The sequence below is a fragment of the Tatumella morbirosei genome (assembly GCF_000757425.2).
GTDB lineage: Bacteria > Pseudomonadota > Gammaproteobacteria > Enterobacterales > Enterobacteriaceae > Tatumella > Tatumella morbirosei.
Genome location: NZ_JPKR02000005.1, coordinates 182,775 through 201,790, shown reverse-complemented (window position 1 = coordinate 201,790; position 19,016 = coordinate 182,775). Strand labels below are relative to the sequence as shown.

Annotated in this window: 15 protein-coding genes and 1 pseudogene; 8 read left to right on the top strand and 8 right to left on the bottom strand. The window is 49.5% G+C overall.

Going from position 1 to position 19,016, the window contains the following annotated elements; genetic code table 11:
* Positions 1-15: 15 nt before the first annotated feature.
* The 4 genes from dnaB (at position 16) to HA49_RS16430 (ending at position 4,108) form a co-directional block, all read left to right on the top strand.
* The gene (gene dnaB, locus HA49_RS16445) at positions 16-1,422 is read left to right on the top strand and encodes a replicative DNA helicase (RefSeq protein WP_038023962.1); all 1,407 of its coding nucleotides are present in this window, start codon (positions 16-18) and stop codon (positions 1,420-1,422) included.
* Between the two features lie 99 nt (positions 1,423-1,521).
* Positions 1,522-2,004: an Lrp/AsnC family transcriptional regulator gene (locus HA49_RS16440; protein WP_038023837.1), complete on the top strand. Its 483-nt coding sequence runs from the start codon at positions 1,522-1,524 to the stop codon at positions 2,002-2,004.
* 253 nt (positions 2,005-2,257) lie between these two features.
* The gene (locus HA49_RS16435) at positions 2,258-2,869 is read left to right on the top strand and encodes a YitT family protein (protein ID WP_038023958.1); all 612 of its coding nucleotides are present in this window, start codon (positions 2,258-2,260) and stop codon (positions 2,867-2,869) included.
* Positions 2,870-2,914: 45 nt separating this feature from the next.
* On the top strand, positions 2,915-4,108 hold the full coding sequence (locus HA49_RS16430) for an amino acid aminotransferase (protein WP_211259081.1): 1,194 nt from the start codon (positions 2,915-2,917) through the stop codon (positions 4,106-4,108).
* 76 nt (positions 4,109-4,184) lie between these two features.
* Here HA49_RS16430 and HA49_RS16425 read toward each other — a convergent pair whose 3' ends face one another.
* The 5 genes from HA49_RS16425 to HA49_RS16405 form a co-directional block, all read right to left on the bottom strand.
* Entirely contained in the window at positions 4,185-5,510 is a 1,326-nt protein-coding gene (locus HA49_RS16425) for a c-type cytochrome (protein WP_038023836.1), read from the bottom strand.
* Positions 5,511-5,512: 2 nt separating this feature from the next.
* Positions 5,513-7,282 (bottom strand): GMC family oxidoreductase, encoded by a 1,770-nt coding sequence (locus tag HA49_RS16420; protein WP_038023833.1) that lies wholly within the window; start codon positions 7,280-7,282, stop codon positions 5,513-5,515.
* Positions 7,283-7,293: 11 nt separating this feature from the next.
* A complete protein-coding gene (locus HA49_RS16415) occupies positions 7,294-8,022 on the bottom strand; it encodes a gluconate 2-dehydrogenase subunit 3 family protein (protein ID WP_038023831.1) in 729 nt (242 codons plus the stop codon).
* Positions 8,023-8,177: 155 nt separating this feature from the next.
* Positions 8,178-9,203: a LacI family DNA-binding transcriptional regulator gene (locus tag HA49_RS16410; protein ID WP_245610227.1), complete on the bottom strand. Its 1,026-nt coding sequence runs from the start codon at positions 9,201-9,203 to the stop codon at positions 8,178-8,180.
* A gap of 310 nt (positions 9,204-9,513) precedes the next feature.
* On the bottom strand, positions 9,514-9,903 hold the full coding sequence (locus tag HA49_RS16405; protein ID WP_038023825.1) for a tautomerase family protein: 390 nt from the start codon (positions 9,901-9,903) through the stop codon (positions 9,514-9,516).
* A gap of 103 nt (positions 9,904-10,006) precedes the next feature.
* On the opposite strand from HA49_RS16405, the gene HA49_RS16400 reads away from it, so the two are divergent.
* Positions 10,007-10,930, top strand: a complete 924-nt coding sequence (locus HA49_RS16400; RefSeq protein WP_038023952.1) for a LysR family transcriptional regulator — start codon at positions 10,007-10,009, stop codon at positions 10,928-10,930.
* Positions 10,931-11,205: 275 nt separating this feature from the next.
* Here the strand turns inward: HA49_RS16400 and HA49_RS16395 are convergent, their stop codons facing one another.
* Together HA49_RS16395 and uvrA are read right to left on the bottom strand one after the other, a co-directional pair.
* Positions 11,206-12,270: an NAD(P)-dependent alcohol dehydrogenase gene (locus HA49_RS16395; RefSeq protein WP_038023823.1), complete on the bottom strand. Its 1,065-nt coding sequence runs from the start codon at positions 12,268-12,270 to the stop codon at positions 11,206-11,208.
* A gap of 193 nt (positions 12,271-12,463) precedes the next feature.
* Entirely contained in the window at positions 12,464-15,295 is a 2,832-nt protein-coding gene (gene uvrA, locus HA49_RS16390) for an excinuclease ABC subunit UvrA (protein ID WP_038023819.1), read from the bottom strand.
* A 467-nt stretch (positions 15,296-15,762) separates the two neighbouring features.
* Here uvrA and HA49_RS16385 point away from each other — a divergent pair, with 467 nt between their 5' ends.
* Entirely contained in the window at positions 15,763-16,302 is a 540-nt protein-coding gene (locus HA49_RS16385) for a single-stranded DNA-binding protein (protein WP_038023818.1), read from the top strand.
* A gap of 157 nt (positions 16,303-16,459) precedes the next feature.
* Positions 16,460-17,272, top strand: coding sequence for a site-specific integrase (locus tag HA49_RS16380; protein ID WP_245610226.1), 813 nt, complete (start codon positions 16,460-16,462; stop codon positions 17,270-17,272).
* 11 nt (positions 17,273-17,283) lie between these two features.
* On the opposite strand, the pseudogene HA49_RS21310 reads toward HA49_RS16380, so the two are convergent.
* A pseudogene (locus HA49_RS21310) lies at positions 17,284-18,467 on the bottom strand (IS3 family transposase).
* Positions 18,468-18,652: 185 nt separating this feature from the next.
* Between HA49_RS21310 and HA49_RS16360 the strand changes: the two are divergent.
* A complete protein-coding gene (locus HA49_RS16360; RefSeq protein WP_046791886.1) occupies positions 18,653-19,006 on the top strand; it encodes a helix-turn-helix domain-containing protein in 354 nt (117 codons plus the stop codon).
* Positions 19,007-19,016 lie beyond the last annotated feature (10 nt).

The window sequence follows — 19,016 nt, the reverse complement described above, 5'->3', positions numbered from 1 at the left end:
GTAATGACATTCACTATGGCAGGAAATAAACCCACGAACAAATCCAATGAAACCCGCGACCGTCAGCTGGAAGGGGTAAAAATGCCCCCGCATTCTGTTGAAGCCGAACAGTCGGTGCTTGGGGGATTGATGCTGGATAATGCGCGCTGGGATAATGTTTCCGAGCGGGTGGTCGCCGAAGATTTTTATAGCCGGCCGCATCGGTTAATTTTTTCCGAGATGCAGCGTTTGCTGGAACTGGGACAGCCGATTGATCTGATTACCTTGTCAGAGTCCCTCGAAACCCGTGGTGAACTGGAAATGGTTGGGGGATTTGCCTATCTGGCGGAACTGGCGAAAAATACCCCGAGTGCAGCCAACATTGGTGCCTATGCGGATATTGTCCGTGAACGTGCCGTAGTTCGTGAAATGATTTCGGTAGCTAACGAAATCGCTGATGCAGGCTTTGATCCTCAAGGGCGCAGTAGTGAGGATCTACTGGATCTTGCCGAATCCAGTGTGTTCAAAATTGCCGAAAAACGATCCAATAAAGACGATGGCCCGCAGAATATTGAACAGGTTCTGGAAGCTACCATCAACCGTATTGAATCGCTGGTCGGCACTCCTCACGATGGGGTGACAGGGGTAGACACCGGCTATCAGGATCTGAATAAAAAAACCGCCGGGTTACAGGGATCGGACTTAATCATTGTGGCAGCCCGTCCGTCGATGGGGAAAACGACATTTGCCATGAACCTGTGTGAAAACGCCGCGATGTTGCAGGATAAGCCGGTGCTGATTTTCAGTCTGGAGATGCCCAGCGAACAGCTGATGATGCGTATGCTGGCCTCTTTATCGCGGGTGGACCAGACCCGGATTCGTACCGGACAACTGGATGACGAGGACTGGTCGCGTATTTCCGGCACCATGGGTATTCTGCTGGAAAAGAAAAATATGTTTATTGATGACTCTTCCGGTCTGACTCCTACCGAGGTGCGTTCACGTGCACGACGTATCTTCCGGGAAAATGGCGGGTTGAGCATGATTATGATCGACTACCTGCAACTGATGCGGGTACCCTCGCTTTCTGATAACCGTACGCTGGAAATTGCCGAAATATCCCGTTCACTGAAAGCGTTGGCAAAAGAACTGAATGTGCCGGTGGTGGCCTTGTCACAGCTTAACCGTTCTCTTGAACAACGTGCTGATAAACGGCCGGTCAACTCAGACTTACGTGAATCCGGTTCGATTGAGCAGGATGCGGATTTAATCATGTTTATTTACCGGGATGAGGTCTATCACGAAAACAGCGACCTGAAAGGTATTGCTGAAATCATCCTGGGTAAACAGCGTAATGGTCCTATTGGTACAGTCAGACTCACCTTTAATGGTCAGTGGTCCCGTTTCGATAACTATGCCGGCCCTCAGTATGATGATGAGTAACCGAAACTCCGGGGCTGACTGATTAAAAATAGTGTTGGACAACCCCCTAAAAAATACGGTTATCTGTGATGATATATTGACAGCATCACGGAATAACGCATGACCAGAATTGATGATTACGATATTAAAATTCTCACCCTGCTGCAGTCGAATGGCCGGCTGACTAATCAGGAGCTGAGTGATCTGGTGGGGTTATCCGCTTCCCAGTGCTCCAGGCGGCGTATTCATCTGGAACAAACCGATAAAATTCTCGGCTATTACGCCAGGCTGTCGCCGGACGCGATTGGTCCGGAAATCACCGGACTCATCGAAGTCCGGTTGATGAACCATACCCCATCCTACGTAAATGATTTTCATCAACATGTTGCGGCTAATCCAGCCATTACCGATGCCTATAAAACCACCGGAGACGCCGACTATTTGCTGAAAGTGACCGTGGGCAATCTTAACTCCCTGAGTGCCTTGATCAGTCAACTGGTGGCGGGTCATCAGAGTGTTGCCCATGTGAAGACATCAGTGATACTTAACCGTATTAAGGAAGGCGGGATTATGCTGCAAGGCAGCGAACTGACCAATCAATAATCAACACCGGTTAACTATTGTCGTGCATTGTTTGCAAATTAGTGCATAAATAGTGCATCAGGATTCACCGTGATGCACGAAGTGCTGAACTCTTGTCCGGGGATTAACCCTGCGTCGGCTCCTGACATCTGTAATATCAATAAGATAATAACCCGCACTCACAGATAACCCGCCATGGTTATCAGTGTGGCGCGTTTTTTGCTTACACAACACTTTGCACTCATTGATCAATTAGGGTTTGGCTATGACAGTTATGAAAACTGCGGCGGCAGAGTCCGTGCCGCACAGTCTGGTGGAAGATGCACTGGCGATTTTATTTGGCACTTTACTGGTGTCTTTCGGCATCATTATGCTGAAACAGGCAGGCGCATTAACCGGAAGCACTGCAGGGATTGCTTTTTTGATTAGCTACGTCACACCGTTATCTTTCGGTTCGGCGTTTTTCCTGATCAATCTGCCTTTTTACTGGCTGGCGGTTCGCCAGATGGGCTGGGAATTTACCCTGAAAACCTTCAGTGCGGTAGGACTGGTATCGCTGTTTACGCACCTGCATCCATTATTTATTCATTTTTCTCAGCTTAACCCTTTCTATGCAGCCCTGTTTGGTAATATTGTGATGGGCATGGGGTTCATTGTGTTATTCCGCCATAAAGCCAGCCTGGGTGGCATTAATATTCTGGCACTCTGGCTGCAGAAACGAATAGGTCTTCGTGCCGGTAAACTGCAAATGTGTGTCGATACCTGTGTGGTACTGGCCTCGCTGTGGGTGGTATCACTGCCTATGCTGCTGGCATCGGTATGTGGCGCCATAATACTGAATCTGATTATTGCAATGAACCACCGTCCTGGCCGCTATATGGTCTGAACAGGCTGCGGCCCAATAACATAGATAATGATGGAGAAGTACAACGTGTTTCAACATGTCGATGCCTATGGCGGCGATCCCATCCTTTCGCTGATGGAAAAATTCAAAGAAGATCCGCGTCCGGCAAAAGTTAATCTGAGTATTGGTCTCTATTATAACGAACAGGGGATCATTCCTCAGTTACAGGCCGTGGCTGAGGCAGAGAAACGACTACAAAGTGCTCCTGGCCAGGCATCGCTCTACCTGCCAATGGAGGGTATTGCCTCATACCGCAAAGCCATCGTTACTCTGTTATTTGGTGAAAATAACCCGCTGGCAGAAAGTGGCCGAATTGCCTGCATTCAGACGCTGGGTGGCTCTGGCGCCCTGAAAGTCGGTGCTGACTTTCTGAAAAACTATTTCCCGGGGTCTGATGTATGGGTGAGTGATCCTACCTGGGAAAACCACGTGGCCATTTTCGCCGGTGCCGGTTTCAAGGTGAACCGCTATCCGTGGTATGACTCTGAAACTCATGGCGTAAAATTCTCTGAGTTTATCGATACACTGAAAGGCCTGCCGGAACAAACCATCGTTTTACTGCATCCGTGCTGCCACAACCCAACCGGTGCAGACCTGACGCCGGTACAATGGGATCAGACGATTGAAGTATTGAAAGCAGGTAAGCTGATTCCGTTTATGGATATCGCTTATCAGGGCTTTGGTGCCGGAGCAGAGCAGGATTGTTACGCTATCCGTGCTGCGGCGAAAGCTGGGCTGCCGGCGCTGGTCAGTAACTCCTTCTCCAAAATCTTCTCATTATATGGCGAGCGGGTGGGTGGATTGTCGGTCCTGTGTGAAAGCAGCAACGAAGCCGATTGTGTGCTGGGTCAGTTGAAGGCCGCTATCCGTCGCAACTATTCCAGCCCGCCGACGCATGGTGCTACGCTGGTCATGACCATTCTGAATGACAGTGAATTACGGGCCAACTGGCTGGCCGAACTGGAACAGATGCGGGTGCGTATTCTGGATATGCGCCAGGCACTGGTGACCGCTCTGAGCCATGCATTGCCGGGGCGTGATTTCAGCTACCTGGAGAAACAACGGGGTATGTTCAGTTATACCGGACTGAGTGCACAGCAGGTTGACAGATTACGTGAAGAATTTGGTGTCTACCTGATCAGCAGTGGCCGGATGTGTGTTGCCGGGCTTAACAGCCGCAATATCCATCAGGTCGCGGAAGCCTTTGCCGCAGTACTCTGACAGAAGCTGACTTCGGTCTGAAATGTTCAAGGGCCCGGTAACGGGCCCTTTTTATATACCGGAGATGACAGGGAGTTTAATTAGCTGCGGCTTTCGCAGGTGGCGCAGTGAGTTTAGATGACGCTCCGGTGGATTTTCGTAGTTTCTCAACATCAGAAGCTTTCACCTCTGCGGCCTTATTGCCCCAGCTGTTACGCAGGTAATTTAGCAGTCCGGCAATTTGCTGGTCATCCATTTTCCAGGCAAAAGCAGGCATTCCTGCAGCAGTCTGACGTTGCTGCGTATGCGGTGCCCGGGCACCATTCAAAATGGCGGTAATCATATTCGTCGGGTTGTTCAGCATTCCCTGATTACCGGCAAAAGCCGGAACCATCCCGGAAATACCTTCTCCCCTGGTACCATGACAGGCCGAACAATCCACTTCATAAGTCAGTGCCGCTTGCTGATTTTGCTGAGGGCTTAGTGACTTACTGGCAGGCGCTTTACCCGGTGAAGGGGGCAGACTTTGCAGATAATCAGCAACGGCATGTAAATCACTGTCGGTGAAGTACTGCATTGAATGTTCCACGGCCTCAGCCATCGGGCCGGCCGCAACCGCAGTACCATCAGAACCGGTTTTCAGGTAGCTGATAATATCCTGCTGGCTCATACGGCCAATGCCGGTCACCGGATTAGGCGTAATATCCGGGGCATACCAGGCTCCCAGACTACCGCCCTGCAAATATTGAGAATGAATTTCACCGCCCAGAATATTACGCGGCGAGTGACACACGCTACAGTGAGCAGCCCCGTCGACCAGGTACTTACCACGATTCCATTGGCTGTCTTTGGTGGTGTCTGCCACAAATCCTTTATTATCAAAGAACAGCATATCCCAGCCTGCCATTGCCAGACGAATGTTAAACGGAAATTTCATCTCGCCATTTTCATCAATTTTCTGGCTGACCGGGGTTACAGTAGAAAGATACTGCCACAGGTCATGCATATCCTGATCACTCAGGCGGGAATATGCGGTGTAAGGCATAGCCGGATAGAGGAAGCCATGCTGACCTTTGCCCTGGCGTACGGCATTATAGAATGCCTGCTCGGTCATATTGCCGATACCTGTGTTACGGTCAGGGGTAATATTTGAAGTTTTCAATACCCCGAATGGGGTATCTATCTTGTAGCCACCGGCGAAGTTAGACTCATGGCAGGCGGCACAATCAGACAACCGCATCACATATTCCCCACGACGGATAGCATCCGCATCGGTGGCATGTACTTCCGCCAACGGCGTCTTATTATCGGCAACGTCAGACCGTGAGGTTTCCAGTGAAACCCACAGCCGGTAGCAGATCACTAAGGCGACAATGACGGCCAGCGCCGCAAGGATGCTGCTTACTTTTTTCCTATTCGTCATGATCATACCCCTGTAAGTGGCGCCGGGTTCTTAATATATTTTTGGTGTATGGCCTGTGCCGCACGTATAGCCAGAGCGCCGACGGTAAGCGTCGGGTTGTAGCCTCCGTTATTCGGGAATGCCGATGCACCTACCACAAACATATTGTGAACATCCCAGCTTTGCAGGAAGGTATTCAACGCAGAGGTTTGAGGGTCAGCACCCATCACCGCGCCACCGATAGTGTGAGAACTTTGCTGCATATAAGGATTCCAGCTACGATCAGTCTGATTATCAACAACGATATCTTTCCCACCTGCGGCCTTCATGATTTCGATAGCACGACCAGTGACATAACGTGACATATTGATATCGTTCTGATTCCAGTCAAACGTTAGTCTCAGTAACGGCTGGCCATGGCGATCTTTATAGTTGGGGTCAAGGTCCAGAAATGCTTCTTTCATTGGCATCGAAGTGCCCTGACAAAAGATAGAGGCAGCCGTCTGATAATCCCGTGCATACCCGGCTTTCCATTCGCTTCCCCAGCGTTTGGTGCCCGGTCGCAAGCTATTCATATTCTGAATTGGCCGGCCATTGGTGGAATAGCCCATAATTCCCGCACCGCCGATAAAATTGAGATCGCTATGGTCGAAATTATCGCCATTGAAATCATCAATCTGTACACCTAGCGCACCACCACCAATAAACGGGTTCATATACTCGTTATCAAAGAAACCTGTGACACTGGCGCAGGTCTGATAATTATAGTTTCTGCCGATGGTGCCTTTGCCGGTCCGTGGGTCATAAGGTGTTCCGACTTTCGATAGTAGCATCAGGCGTACATTATCCATCTGATAGGCGGTGATACAGACAATATCTGCCGGCTGAAAGCCTTCTTCACCCTGGCGGGTAATGAATTTCACTCCCTGCACGGTCTTGCCGTCAGGATGTTTCACTGCATGTAGCACTTCGGTTTCAGAGAGCAGGGTAAAATTTGGTCGCCGCATCAGCGCCGGTAAAATACAGGCCTGAGGTGAAGATTTGGAAAAATTACCACAACCGTGAAAATCGCAGAATCCGCAATATGTACAAGGGCCCATGGTCACTCCTAACGGATTAACCCAGGGTTGCGAAATATTACCGGCTGGGATGGTAAACGGGTGATAACCCATCCCGGTTGAAGTCTGACGGAACTTCTGCATCCAGTGGGTATCTTTCAGTGGCGGAGTGGGGTAGTCACGGTCACGGGGGCCTTCAAACGGGTTACCGCCGGGGTTGACCTGCCCATTCAGGTTACCGGCCAGCCCTGAAGTTCCGGCAATACGTTCGAAACGATCATAGTAGGGGGCGATATCCTGGTAGGTAATTCCCCAGTCCTGCACCTGCAGCCCGTTGAGTTTTTCAGCACCATATCGTTCACGGGTTTTAGTCGCAACCTCAAAGTCCCAAGGAGTAAACCGCCAGGACATTCCAGCCCAGTGGGTTCCTGCCCCGCCGACATCCCAACCAAACTGAAATGCTGACCAGTTTCTGACTGGTGCCGCCGTCTGGCTGCCTTTATTCCGGAACGTAGTGGTTTCGACACTCATTGGCTGTAACATTTCGCGACGAATAGTCCAGCGCAGTTCATCCGGATCGACCGAAGGTGGAAAATCTGTTGAGGTATCCCGCCAGGCTCCTCTTTCAATGGCAACCACATTTAAACCGGAACGGGTCAGTTCTTCCGCCATCACGGAGCCAGCCCATCCCAGGCCGACAATCACCACGTCGGCTTTTTTTCTGATATTTGACATGTTTTACCTTATTAATCTTTTGGGATCAGGCTGACAGGAATTAATTCCAGGTTCTGGTTGCGTTTTTCTATATATGGACGGTAGTCATAGCGGGCGCCGGGAAAACCAATCATTTTCCAACCGGTCATATCTTTATTTCCGCCATATAACGGATCGGCCAGATATCCTTCTCTGACGTTTTGCAGCATTAATTCAAAAAATGCCTGGCTGTCGATATTACTGCCAAGATCAATTTTTCCGTTTTCCATATTCTGCAAAAAGTCATCGCGCTCTGTTTCTGACAGGTTAAAGAAAGAGTGATGATATTTATTTTGCGCCCATGCCTCTAACGCAGTCAGGCCGGCAGCATAACGTTGGCGTGGAGTACTCAGAAATTGTGGGCTGCCCATAATCTCTTCTTCAGTGTCTGGATGAAGGGGGGCGCTAAGATACAGTGCGGCGCCGCTGCCATAATCACCGGCCAGTTGATTATCGAGGAATTCGATACAGCCGGCTTCGCTGGCAGACAAACCGTGCTGGTCGTGGGGAATTAACCGGTCAAATATAGCTGCAAGATTTTTGCGGTCAGTTTCATTGGTTAATACACGATAGCCATCTATCCAGGCAACCACCGGCAGATGGTCCGGAGTCATTTCGGTAGTTAACGGAACATTTTTTAACTCTTTTGCTCTGAGTTCCGGAGCAACAGCAAGTGTTGCCACCATAGAACTGAGAGAGAATAAAGCTTCTCTGCGGTTCATGATATTTTTTCCTTACTTCCAGAATAAAATAATAACGAGCTAAGTTTCAGAGAGGCGTAAAAAATCCTCCTGATGAAACATGGATAGAGGTTTTTATATTTAAATTAATTCAATTAATTCCTGACTCCGAAATTATCCGGAATCAGGTGTTGTTTTTATTTTTTTAAATGTGACTGACGGACTTTAATTTCTCCGGTACTCCAGGTGTCTTCTACACTGGCTGTCGAATCCAGCAGACGGTTTAGTGCTTCATGAATCAGTCGGTCGACCCGCTGACTCACGGTGGTGAGTTGCCGGGTCACACTACCGGATTCATCGATATCATCAAATCCGGCAATCCCCAGCGGGGGTAATCCTAGTTCCATCTGCTGATCCATCACCCCTAAGGCCAAAATGTCATTTTCACAAAATAGTGCGTCTATACGTTCCGTCGCCGGCGTAGTTTCAATATATCGGGCGTATTCGTTAGCCGCAGAATGTCTGTCATAGTGTCCAGCCACTAACATCACTGATAATTTTTTATCGTATTCCGCCAGACCGTCGCGAAAACCCTGCATTCTAAACAGATGGTTAGAAGGTGCATCCGGGCCTTTCATATAGCCATAACGGGTGAAACCTTGTGGGATCATCAGTCGGGCAATCTCTTTCCCTGCGTCATAACCATTGTTGTAAATCCGGTCGAATGTAACCAGTTCACTATTACGGCCTACCTGTACCAGAGGTACATGATGCAGGTTTTCCGCCATCGAAATGACGTTTTCGCTCAGTACTGTCCCCAAAAACAGAATCCCGTCTACTTGTAGCTGATCTGCCAGTGACAGCACGTCGGCATCATTGACCCCGGAGAGATTAATCAACAGGGCGATACAGCCGCGATTTTGTAACTGTTTTGTTGCTTCATCCAGCAGCATCAGACAGTGCGGATTTTTCATTTCATCGATAACGATGCCGATGATATTGGTCTGTTTTTTTGACAGGCTACGTGCCAGCAGATTAGGTTTGTATCCGAGTTTTTCCGCAGCATCTCTTACTTTTCTTCTTGATTTTTCTGATATTGATGACCCTTCAGTGAAGGCTCTGGATACCGTCCATTTTGATACACCTGCTGCTTTAGCAACGTCGCTTGCTGTGGCTTTACCTGATTTTATAGATTCGTCGTTATTGGTCATTGTAAATGTCACGTTTAAATTATGTTTCTTTTTGCCCGGTGATTGCAAGCCTTTTTGCACCCGGGTGCAAAAATATCAACTGGCAGCGAACTGACGGGAAATGTGATGTGTAGACAGCAGAAAGGCTGTGAAAATCAGACCAGACTTCAGGTCATCAGCAGAATGCCAAAGCACTTTCTGCATTCATCGGGAATCCCGTTCAGTATTACGGGAAGTGCTGACAAACATTATAGCGGGGGAGTGGGCACAGAGAAACGGCAAGCCGATAAATTGCCGAAGCTTCCCCGGTCCGGGCTGACCGGGAGGGCTCGGGAGGCAGAGATTATAACGTCCCGGTCATATACTGTGCTTCGCCGTAGCCAAAGCTCCAGTCACCTTTGTTGTTACTGATAAAAGAGATCATCAGGTCATTGCCTTCAATCCCGCAAACACGCTGGAATTCTTCGGCCAGCCGCTTCATAAAATACTGTTTTTGCTCGTCGCTGCGCGGGCTGGTAAATACCCTGACCATGACGAATTTTTCCGTGCGGCTGAATCCCAGCCCGGTGTCCTGGAATACCATATTGCGGGCTTTGTTTTCCTGAACAATCTGATAACGATCCCGCTCCGGTACTTTAAATGCGTCCAGTACCACCTGGTGTGCGGTATCCAGTAAGGTCTGGATCTCGTTTTCGCTGCGACCTTCAATCATATCAAATTGTAATAATGGCATTATGCTGCTCCTGAGGGATGAAATTATTGTTATTCTGTCGTGTAAACCGGTGCAGAAAAAGCGCTGACAGCGAATTGATTGTTTTTCTGAGTGAACAATAATGATGAAACAAAGCCATGCCGATGCCTTGTGGAACCATCTACACTGGTTGAGGGTACTCGCCGAAAAAGGCAGTTTTACCCGTGCCGCAGAGCAGTTGGAGGTGAGTAAGGCGGCCATGAGCCAGAAGATAAAAGAGCTGGAAGCGATTGCCGGTGTCGCGTTAGTACAACGTACCACCCGTAGCGTACGCCTGACTCATGAGGGGCAAAAGCTGGTGGAAGATATCCGGCAGCCTTTTGACCAGATAGAACAAAGCTTTAATGCTCTGCGGGATGCCAGTGGACCATTGCGTGGGGTGGTGAGGGTTACGGCCCCGGTAGCCTTTGCCCGCCAGCAGTTACTGGGACATATTCGCAGTTTTCTGCAGCAGTACCCTGAGGTCCGAATTCAGCTGGAAGTGTCTGATCAGTTAGTTTCCCTCAGCAGTGAAGGATACGATCTGGCGGTACGCCACAGTCATCGTTTGCCGGAAACCCATGTGGTGCTACCGCTCTGTAATACCCGAACCCTGCTGGTGGCAGCTCCTGATTATCTGGCTGGCCACGGAGTACCGGACGACCCTTGTCAGCTGGCAGAGCATAGCTGCCTTTACTATCCGCGCGGTAATGAACGACCGCAATGGCGGTTATCTCATCCACAAACCGGTGAAACCCGGTCGGTGGCGGTTAAGGGAGGGTTTGCCACCAATAACAGTGAGTCGATTCGTGATGCGGCCATCAGTGGGCTGGGAATTGCGATGCTGCCTGATTTCAGCGCCCGGGCGGCTCTGGATAACGGGGAGTTAATCCCGGTGCTGGATGAGTGGCAGGTGGTGGGCGGATTTGCGGATAAAATATGGCTGGTCAGGCCCTATGCGGCACAGGTATCCCGTGCCGTTACGGTATTCAGCCACTGGCTGAGAGACGGGTTTCAGAACAGCCGTTGAAATTCCCGTGCGGTAATTTTGCCGCGGGAGTGATAGTTCCGGCCAAAAATCAATGAGCGAACGGGCTGAAGTCAGTGATGGAGGTCTGGTGCCGGAATTTAATGATTTTTCCTGTATTACCTGTCTGGAGGCAGATGCATCTTGCGTTACGGGCATTTATCGACTTTTATCGCTACCGCAATGGGTGAGCGGCTGGCCGGCTAAGGACTGACCAGCGAAGATGGCGCTAAAAAATAACGGCGACCGGAGCCGCCGTTACTGTGTGCGATCAACGATTATGCCGCCGCGCTGTTGCGCAGTGTATTGATATCAATGACAAAACGATATTTCACGTCGCTTTTCAGCATCCGTTCGTAAGCGTCGTTGATTTGGGCAATATCAATCAGTTCAATGTCGGAAATGATATTGTGCTTACCACAAAAATCGAGCATTTCCTGAGTTTCGGCAATACCGCCGATCAGAGAGCCTGAAACGCTGCGGCGTTTGAAAATCAGGCTGGCAACGTTCGGTGCCGGGTGATCATGTTCCGGTACCCCGACCAGGGTCATATTCCCGTCGCGTTTCAGCAGATTAATAAACGGTGTCAGATCGTGTTGAGCCGCAACCGTGTTCAGAATGAAATCGAAACTGTTGACGTGTTTTGCCATCTGCTCCGGATCTTTAGAGACTACTACTTCATCAGCACCCAGACGTTTGCCATCGGCAATCTTGGACGGAGAGGTAGTAAACAGCACCACTTTGGCTCCCATTGCGTGGGCGATCTTTACCCCCATGTGACCAAGTCCACCCAGTCCGACGATACCGACTTTCTGACCTGGGCCGACTTTCCAGTGACTTAGTGGGGAGTAGGTGGTGATACCGGCGCAAAGCAGCGGCGCGACTCCTGCCAGATCCAGGTTTTCCGGAACCCGTAACACGAAATCCTCATGGACTACGACATCTGAGGAATAACCGCCGAAGGTGACTTTGCCATCAAACCGGTCTTTGCCGTTATAGGTCGAAACAAAACCGTTTTCACAATACTGCTCCAGACCATCCTGGCAGCTTGGACAACTGCGGCACGAATCGACCATACAACCAACACCGACGATATCACCGGTCTTAAATTTGCTGGCAGCACTGCCGATGGCGGTAATACGGCCAACAATTTCGTGGCCCGGAACGACCGGAAAAATGGTGTTGTGCCATTCGTTGCGCGCCTGGTGAAGGTCAGAGTGGCAGACTCCGCAAAACAGCACTTCAATCTGCACATCATGTTCGCGAAGCTGACGTGGCTGATAGCTGAACGGAGCGAGGGGGGATTTTTCGTTCTGTGCGGCGTAAGCATGGATAATATTCATTATTTCTCCTGTCAGACAGACAACAAACACCCCCACACGGGGATCGTGCGGGAGAGTGAACCTGAACTTCAGGATAGCCCCTGACCGGCAAAATAGGTATACCTGATTGTCGCAGAATGTTGCCTGTTTCTGCAATTCTCAGAGAAACAGGCAACATTCACGGTGGCGCAGGGATAGATATAACCAGATGAATTTATTTGGTTTTAAGTAACGGCTTCAGGAAACGGGCAGTATGTGATTCTGCACATTCCACCACGCTTTCCGGTGTACCCGCGACTAAAATTTCACCGCCACCACTGCCACCTTCCGGACCGAGATCGACAATCCAGTCAGCGGTTTTTATAACATCGAGGTTATGTTCAATCACCACGATGGTATTTCCCTGGTCGCGCAGCTGATGCAGTACCGCCAGCAGTTGCTGAATATCGGCAAAGTGCAGACCGGTGGTTGGCTCATCCAGAATATACAGTGTCTGACCTGTGCCTCGTTTCGATAATTCCCGGGCCAGTTTCACACGCTGCGCCTCACCGCCTGACAGGGTGGTGGCAGACTGTCCCAGACGAATATAGGATAACCCAACATCCATCAGCGTCTGTAGCTTACGTGACAGCGCAGGCACGGCTTCAAAGAAATCACGGGCTTCTTCGATAGTCATTTCCAGCACTTCATGGATGTTTTTGCCCTTGTATTTCACTTCCAGGGTTTCGCGGTTATAGCGTTTCCCTTTGCACTGATCACAAGGCACATAGATATCTGGCAGGAAGTGCATTTCGACCTTAATCACCCCGTCACCCTGACAGGCTTCACAGCGTCCGCCACGAACGTTAAAACTGAAACGACCCGGGGTATAACCGCGGGTGCGTGCCTCAGGAACTCCGGCAAACAATTCACGTACCGGTGTAAAGATGCCAGTATAGGTCGCCGGGTTAGAACGCGGGGTACGACCGATAGGGCTCTGGTCAATATCAATGACTTTATCAAAATGCTCCAGACCTTTGATATCACGGTAGGGAGCCGGTTCTGTCAGTGTTGCACCGTTCAACTGGCGCTGGGCGATAGGGAATAAGGTATCATTGATCAGTGTCGATTTACCGGAGCCTGAAACTCCGGTTATGCAGGTAAATAAGCCGACCGGCAGGGTCAGGGTGACATCTTTGAGGTTATTTCCCCGGGCTCCGGTCAGTTTCAGGACTTTGGCCGGGTCGCCTTTGACCCGCTCCGCCGGTACTTCAATTTTCCGTTTGCCACTCAGGAATTGACCCGTCAGAGAGTCTTCGTTGGCCATGATGCTGTCAACATTCCCTTCAGCGACTACCTGACCACCATGCACACCGGCACCCGGACCGATATCTATAACATGGTCAGCCGCGCGGATAGCATCCTCGTCATGCTCAACCACGATAACGGTATTCCCCAGATTACGCAGATGAATCAGCGTATTCAGTAAGCGTTCATTATCGCGCTGATGCAGACCAATCGAGGGTTCATCCAGCACATACATCACGCCCACCAGTCCGGCGCCAATCTGGCTGGCCAGACGGATACGCTGCGCCTCTCCGCCAGACAGTGTTTCGGCCGAACGGGAAAGCGACAGATAATTCAGGCCGACATTCACCAGAAAACTCAGACGTTCGCTGATCTCTTTCAGCACTTTTTCGGCAATTGCGGCACGCTGTCCGTTAAGTTGCAGTGATTCAAAAAACTGCGTGGCATGGCCAATACTCATTTCCGAAATCTGCGGCAGGGTGGTCTCGGCAACAAACACATTGCGGGCCTCTTTACGCAGCCGGGTGCCGTCACAGCTGGTACAGGAACGATTACTGATATATTTTGCCAACTCTTCGCGCACCGCATTGGATTCCGTTTCTTTGTAACGTCGCTCCATATTATGCAGCACACCTTCGAATGGATGACGCCTTACTGAGGTGTCGCCACGATCATTGACATACTTAAATTCGATATTTTCTTTGCCTGAACCGTTGAGGATCACTTTACGGACGTTGTCACTCAGGGTATTGAACGGGGCTTCAATATCGAACTGGTAGTGTTCACTGAGTGAACGCAGCATCTGGAAGTAGTAGAAATTACGCCGGTCCCAGCCACGGATTGCCCCCCCGGCCAGCGAGATTTCCTCATTCTGGATCACCCGTTGCGGATCGAAAAACTGCTGAACGCCCAGGCCGTCACAGGTCGGGCAGGCACCGGCCGGGTTGTTAAAGGAAAACAGCCGCGGTTCCAGCTCACGCATACTGTAACCACAGACAGGGCAGGCGAAATTGGCGGAAAACAGCAGCTCAGGCACGGAACTGTCGTCCATATCGGCGACAATCGCCGTGCCGCCGGACAGTTCCAGCGTGGTTTCAAACGATTCTGCCAGCCGGGTGGCCAGATCATCACGAACTTTGAAACGATCGACCACCACTTCGATGGTGTGTTTTTTCTGTAATTCGAGTTTTGGCGGATCAGAGAGATCACAGACTTCTCCGTCGATCCGTGCGCGGATATACCCTTGGGCGGCGAGTCCTTCCAGGGTTTTGCTGTGCTCACCTTTGCGGTCTTTGATAATGGGTGCCAGCAGCATCAGGCGGTTACCCTCGGGCTGTTGCAGCACCTGATCAACCATCTGACTGACGGTTTGTGCCGCTAACGGGACACCGTGGTCCGGGCAGCGAGGCTCACCGACACGGGCAAACAGCAAACGCAGATAATCGTGAATTTCGGTAATAGTACCGACCGTCGAACGCGGGTTATGAGATGTCGATTTCTGTTCGATAGAAATAGCCGGAGACAGACCTTCGATATGATCGACATCCGGTTTTTCCATCAGTGATAAAAACTGACGAGCGTAGGCCGACAGCGATTCAACATACCGACGCTGACCTTCCGCATACAGCGTGTCGAAGGCCAGTGACGATTTACCTGAACCAGACAAACCCGTGACTACGACCAGCTTGTCACGGGGGATAATCAGATTGATGTTTTTCAGGTTATGGGTGCGGGCACCCCGTACTTCGATCTTATCCATTCACCTTTCCCGGATTATCAGCGTCGTCCATGCCTGCGGACGAGACATGGGGAGAATCAAACACATCATTATGGCATAAAAAATAAACTGATTAAATATCCAGTGGTTTACAGAAAAGGCTGTCTGCCAGGACTGGAAGCTTAAACGATAAGGCCGTGTGTTATCCGGTGAAGGTCTCCGCGCCATTTCGAGGCAAGGTGCGAAAGGAAGCAGGCTACCGGATTAAAGGTCGGGTTATATTATTTTGGTCATTTTCGGTTTCCAGTGAAAGACAAAAATACTGCTAATCCGTGGTTAAAAACGGCTAAGACGTGCGGGGTGACGGCCATCACAATCGCCCGGCGGCCGGAGATAACAGACCCGGGACTATGCGGATGGAAGCCGGTTCGAAAGTATCAATAACAACACGTGACGTGGTATGATTATCCGCTTAGACTCAGAGTAATTATTCTTCAGGAGAGACCTATATGGCCAGTCGCGGCGTAAACAAAGTAATTCTTGTCGGGAATCTGGGGCAGGACCCGGAAATCCGTTATATGCCAAATGGTGGTGCGGTTGCCAACATTACACTGGCCACGTCGGAAAGCTGGCGTGATAAGCAGACCGGTGAGAACAAAGAAGTCACCGAATGGCACCGTGTGGTTCTGTTCGGCAAACTGGCCGAAGTCGCCGGTGAATATCTGCGTAAAGGTTCTCAGGTATATATCGAAGGCCAACTGCGTACCCGTAAATGGCAGGATCAGGGTGGCCAGGATCGTTACACCACCGAAGTCGTGGTTAACGTAGGTGGCACCATGCAGATGCTGGGTGGTCGTCAGGGCGGCAACGGCGGTGGCGCACCCGCAGGCGGACAGAACAACAACAATGGCTGGGGCCAGCCACAGCAGCCTCAGGGCGGCAACCAGTTTAGCGGCGGTGGCAGTGCTCCGGCAGCACGTCCGCAACAGAACAGTGCACCGGCCAGCAGCGAACCGCCAATGGATTTCGACGACGATATCCCGTTCTAGGATTTACCTAAGAACATTTAGTCATGAATTTTCTATCAGGCCTCTGTTAATACAGGGGCTTTTTTGTATTCGACATCTCAAAACCGTCAATTTTACTGACCCTCTCTTAAAATATTATGTACCTTGCAATTGTGTAAAGTTTATGAGGTGTAGGTGCATGAAGAATCTCGACGGGCTTACAACATTTATTATGGACAGTGGCGAGCGCTACTGCATGGTGATGAATCGCTCTTCTGGCCTTCCCGTGTATTACCCTACTCTTTATTTTTATTTAACAACACAACTCCGCAATAGGGAGGATGCTTTTTCAACGATGTCAGCGGCGGTTAGCAACCTAATTGTTTTGCTACGCTTTTTAGATATTCGTGGAATTGACCTTGAACAGCGTTTTCTGACCAAAAGTTTCTTAAAACCACATGAGCTGGACGACCTGCGAGATTTTGCTCAGCGTAAGCAAGCAAAGAAGTCATTAAATACATCCTCCACCCTTTGGCTTGATGAACCGGAGTCCGATATTGTTGATAACGGAACACAGCATTCCAGGCTGACAACGTGTGCAAACTATTTACACTGGTATGCGATGCATATCTTAAAGACGGCAGAACTGGAAGTAGTCCAACAGATCGACGCTATGGGGCAGCAGATAAAGAAGCGCAGGCCTTCTAAACAGCGCAGAAGCAGTGAGCTACAAGACAGGTCACTGAGTGATATTCAATTGGATTCACTATTTGAAGTTATCCTTCCTGGATCCAAATTAAATCCTTTTTCAATTGAAGTTCAGCGCCGAAATCGGCTGATGATCTTGCTTCTGTTTTATCTTGGTATTCGGGGTGGTGAATTATTGAATATCAGAATACAGGATGTTGATTTTAGTACAAACAGGATCCGTATCGTCAGGCGAGCAGATGAGCGGGGTGACTCTAGAACCAATCAGCCTAATGCTAAAACCAGAGAACGGCTCTTACTGTAAGCATCCCTGTTTTAGTTCCAGACACTTTTTGAGGTTTCCGGTTTTTCAGCCATCAGCCGGTATTCTTCCGGCGTCAGGTTATTCAGGGATTCATGAGGTCGTTCGCTGTTATATTCCGTCAGCCAGCGATCTGTGATCTCCCATACTTCATTCAGTGTTCTGAACAGATAAAAATCCAGTATTTCAGTCCTGTATATCCGGTTAAATCGTTCAATAAAAGCATTCTGTGTGGGTTTTCCTGGCTGAATGAACTCCAGCTGTACACCATGATCTTCAGCCCACTGAGCCAGCGTCAGTGAGATAAATTCCGGCCCGTGATACCTATTGAGTGCATCCAGCTAGCGTTTAAGTCAGCTATTTTCTACAACTTGTAATGTCCGTGTCTGTCACAAGTGGAGAAAATCAATGAACACTTTAGTTAGTAACATCGGTGTGTCGGGGACTCTGATGACCCGCTGAGCAGGAATATTCAGGTCAATCTCTATGGCCAGTGCTTCACGGTTAAAGTCATCCACCACATTGAATGTCCGGAAACGTCTGCCACTGACCAGAGCATCGTGCATAAAATCAACCGACCAGCTCTGGTTTATTGCCTCTGGTGTGGCCAGCCGCGCCGGGTTGCGTACCGGCAAACGTTGCTTTCCTTTACGTCTGAAATTCAGTTTCAGCAGGCAGTAAATCCGGTGAACCCGCTTATGATTCCATACATGACCCTGCCGGCGAACGACCTGAAAAAGCTTCTTAAAACCGTATCGGGGATAGCGCTCAGCGAGTTCTGTGAGGGCTTCAATAACAGTGTCATTACGCCGTGTATCCGGTTTGTAGAAGAATACCGTCCTGCTCAGTGATAATGTCCTGCATGCCTGACGTGTGCTCATTGTAAACTGCGAAATCAGATAATGGGCGAGCTCACGCTTTATCACTGGTTTTAAAGCTTTTTTTCGATGACGTCTTTAAGGGCACGACATTCCAGACTCAGATCAGCGAACATCTGTTTAAGACGCCGGTTCTCGTCTTCCAGATCTTTGATTTTGCGGATATCAGAAGCTTCCATTCCGCCATATTTTGCTTTCCAGTTGTAATAGCTGGCTTCTGAAATTGCGGCCTCGCGGCAGACATCCTTCACCGTTCGACCGGCTTCAACAGACTTCAGAACGGCGATAATCTGGTGTTCAGTAAATCGGGCTTTACGCATAGCGATCTCCTTCAGGGAACATATTCAGTATGTCCGAAGATCTCTAAAAATGAATGGTTCTTTTTGCAGGGATACTTACACACCCTTGCGGGGTAAATAATCTGATTGTCAAGTTAATTAGTATTAACCCAGTCAATAAGGAAGTTGTATTAATCTGTAGATAATCATTTTTTCTAGGTATTACTATGCATAGGCCAACCAATATTTATTCCAGTGTTATAGAAGATCTTATTGTATGGATAGAGCATAACCTTAGTGATGATCTCTCCATTAAAAGTGTAGCTAGTCGTGCCGGTTACTCTCGTTGGTTTCTCCAGCGAATATTCAAAGAATACATGGATATTTCTCTTGCTACCTATATTCGTCATCGGAGATTGGAAATGGCAAAAGTGGATATTGTAGAGAATAGATATAAAATACTAGACATTGCTATCAAATATGGTTATAGCAGTCAACAGGAATTCACACGTGTATTCAAACGAATTACTGGTTACCCCCCAGCCGAATATCGAAGAATTACCCTTGAAAAAAAATTATAATTGAGAAAAA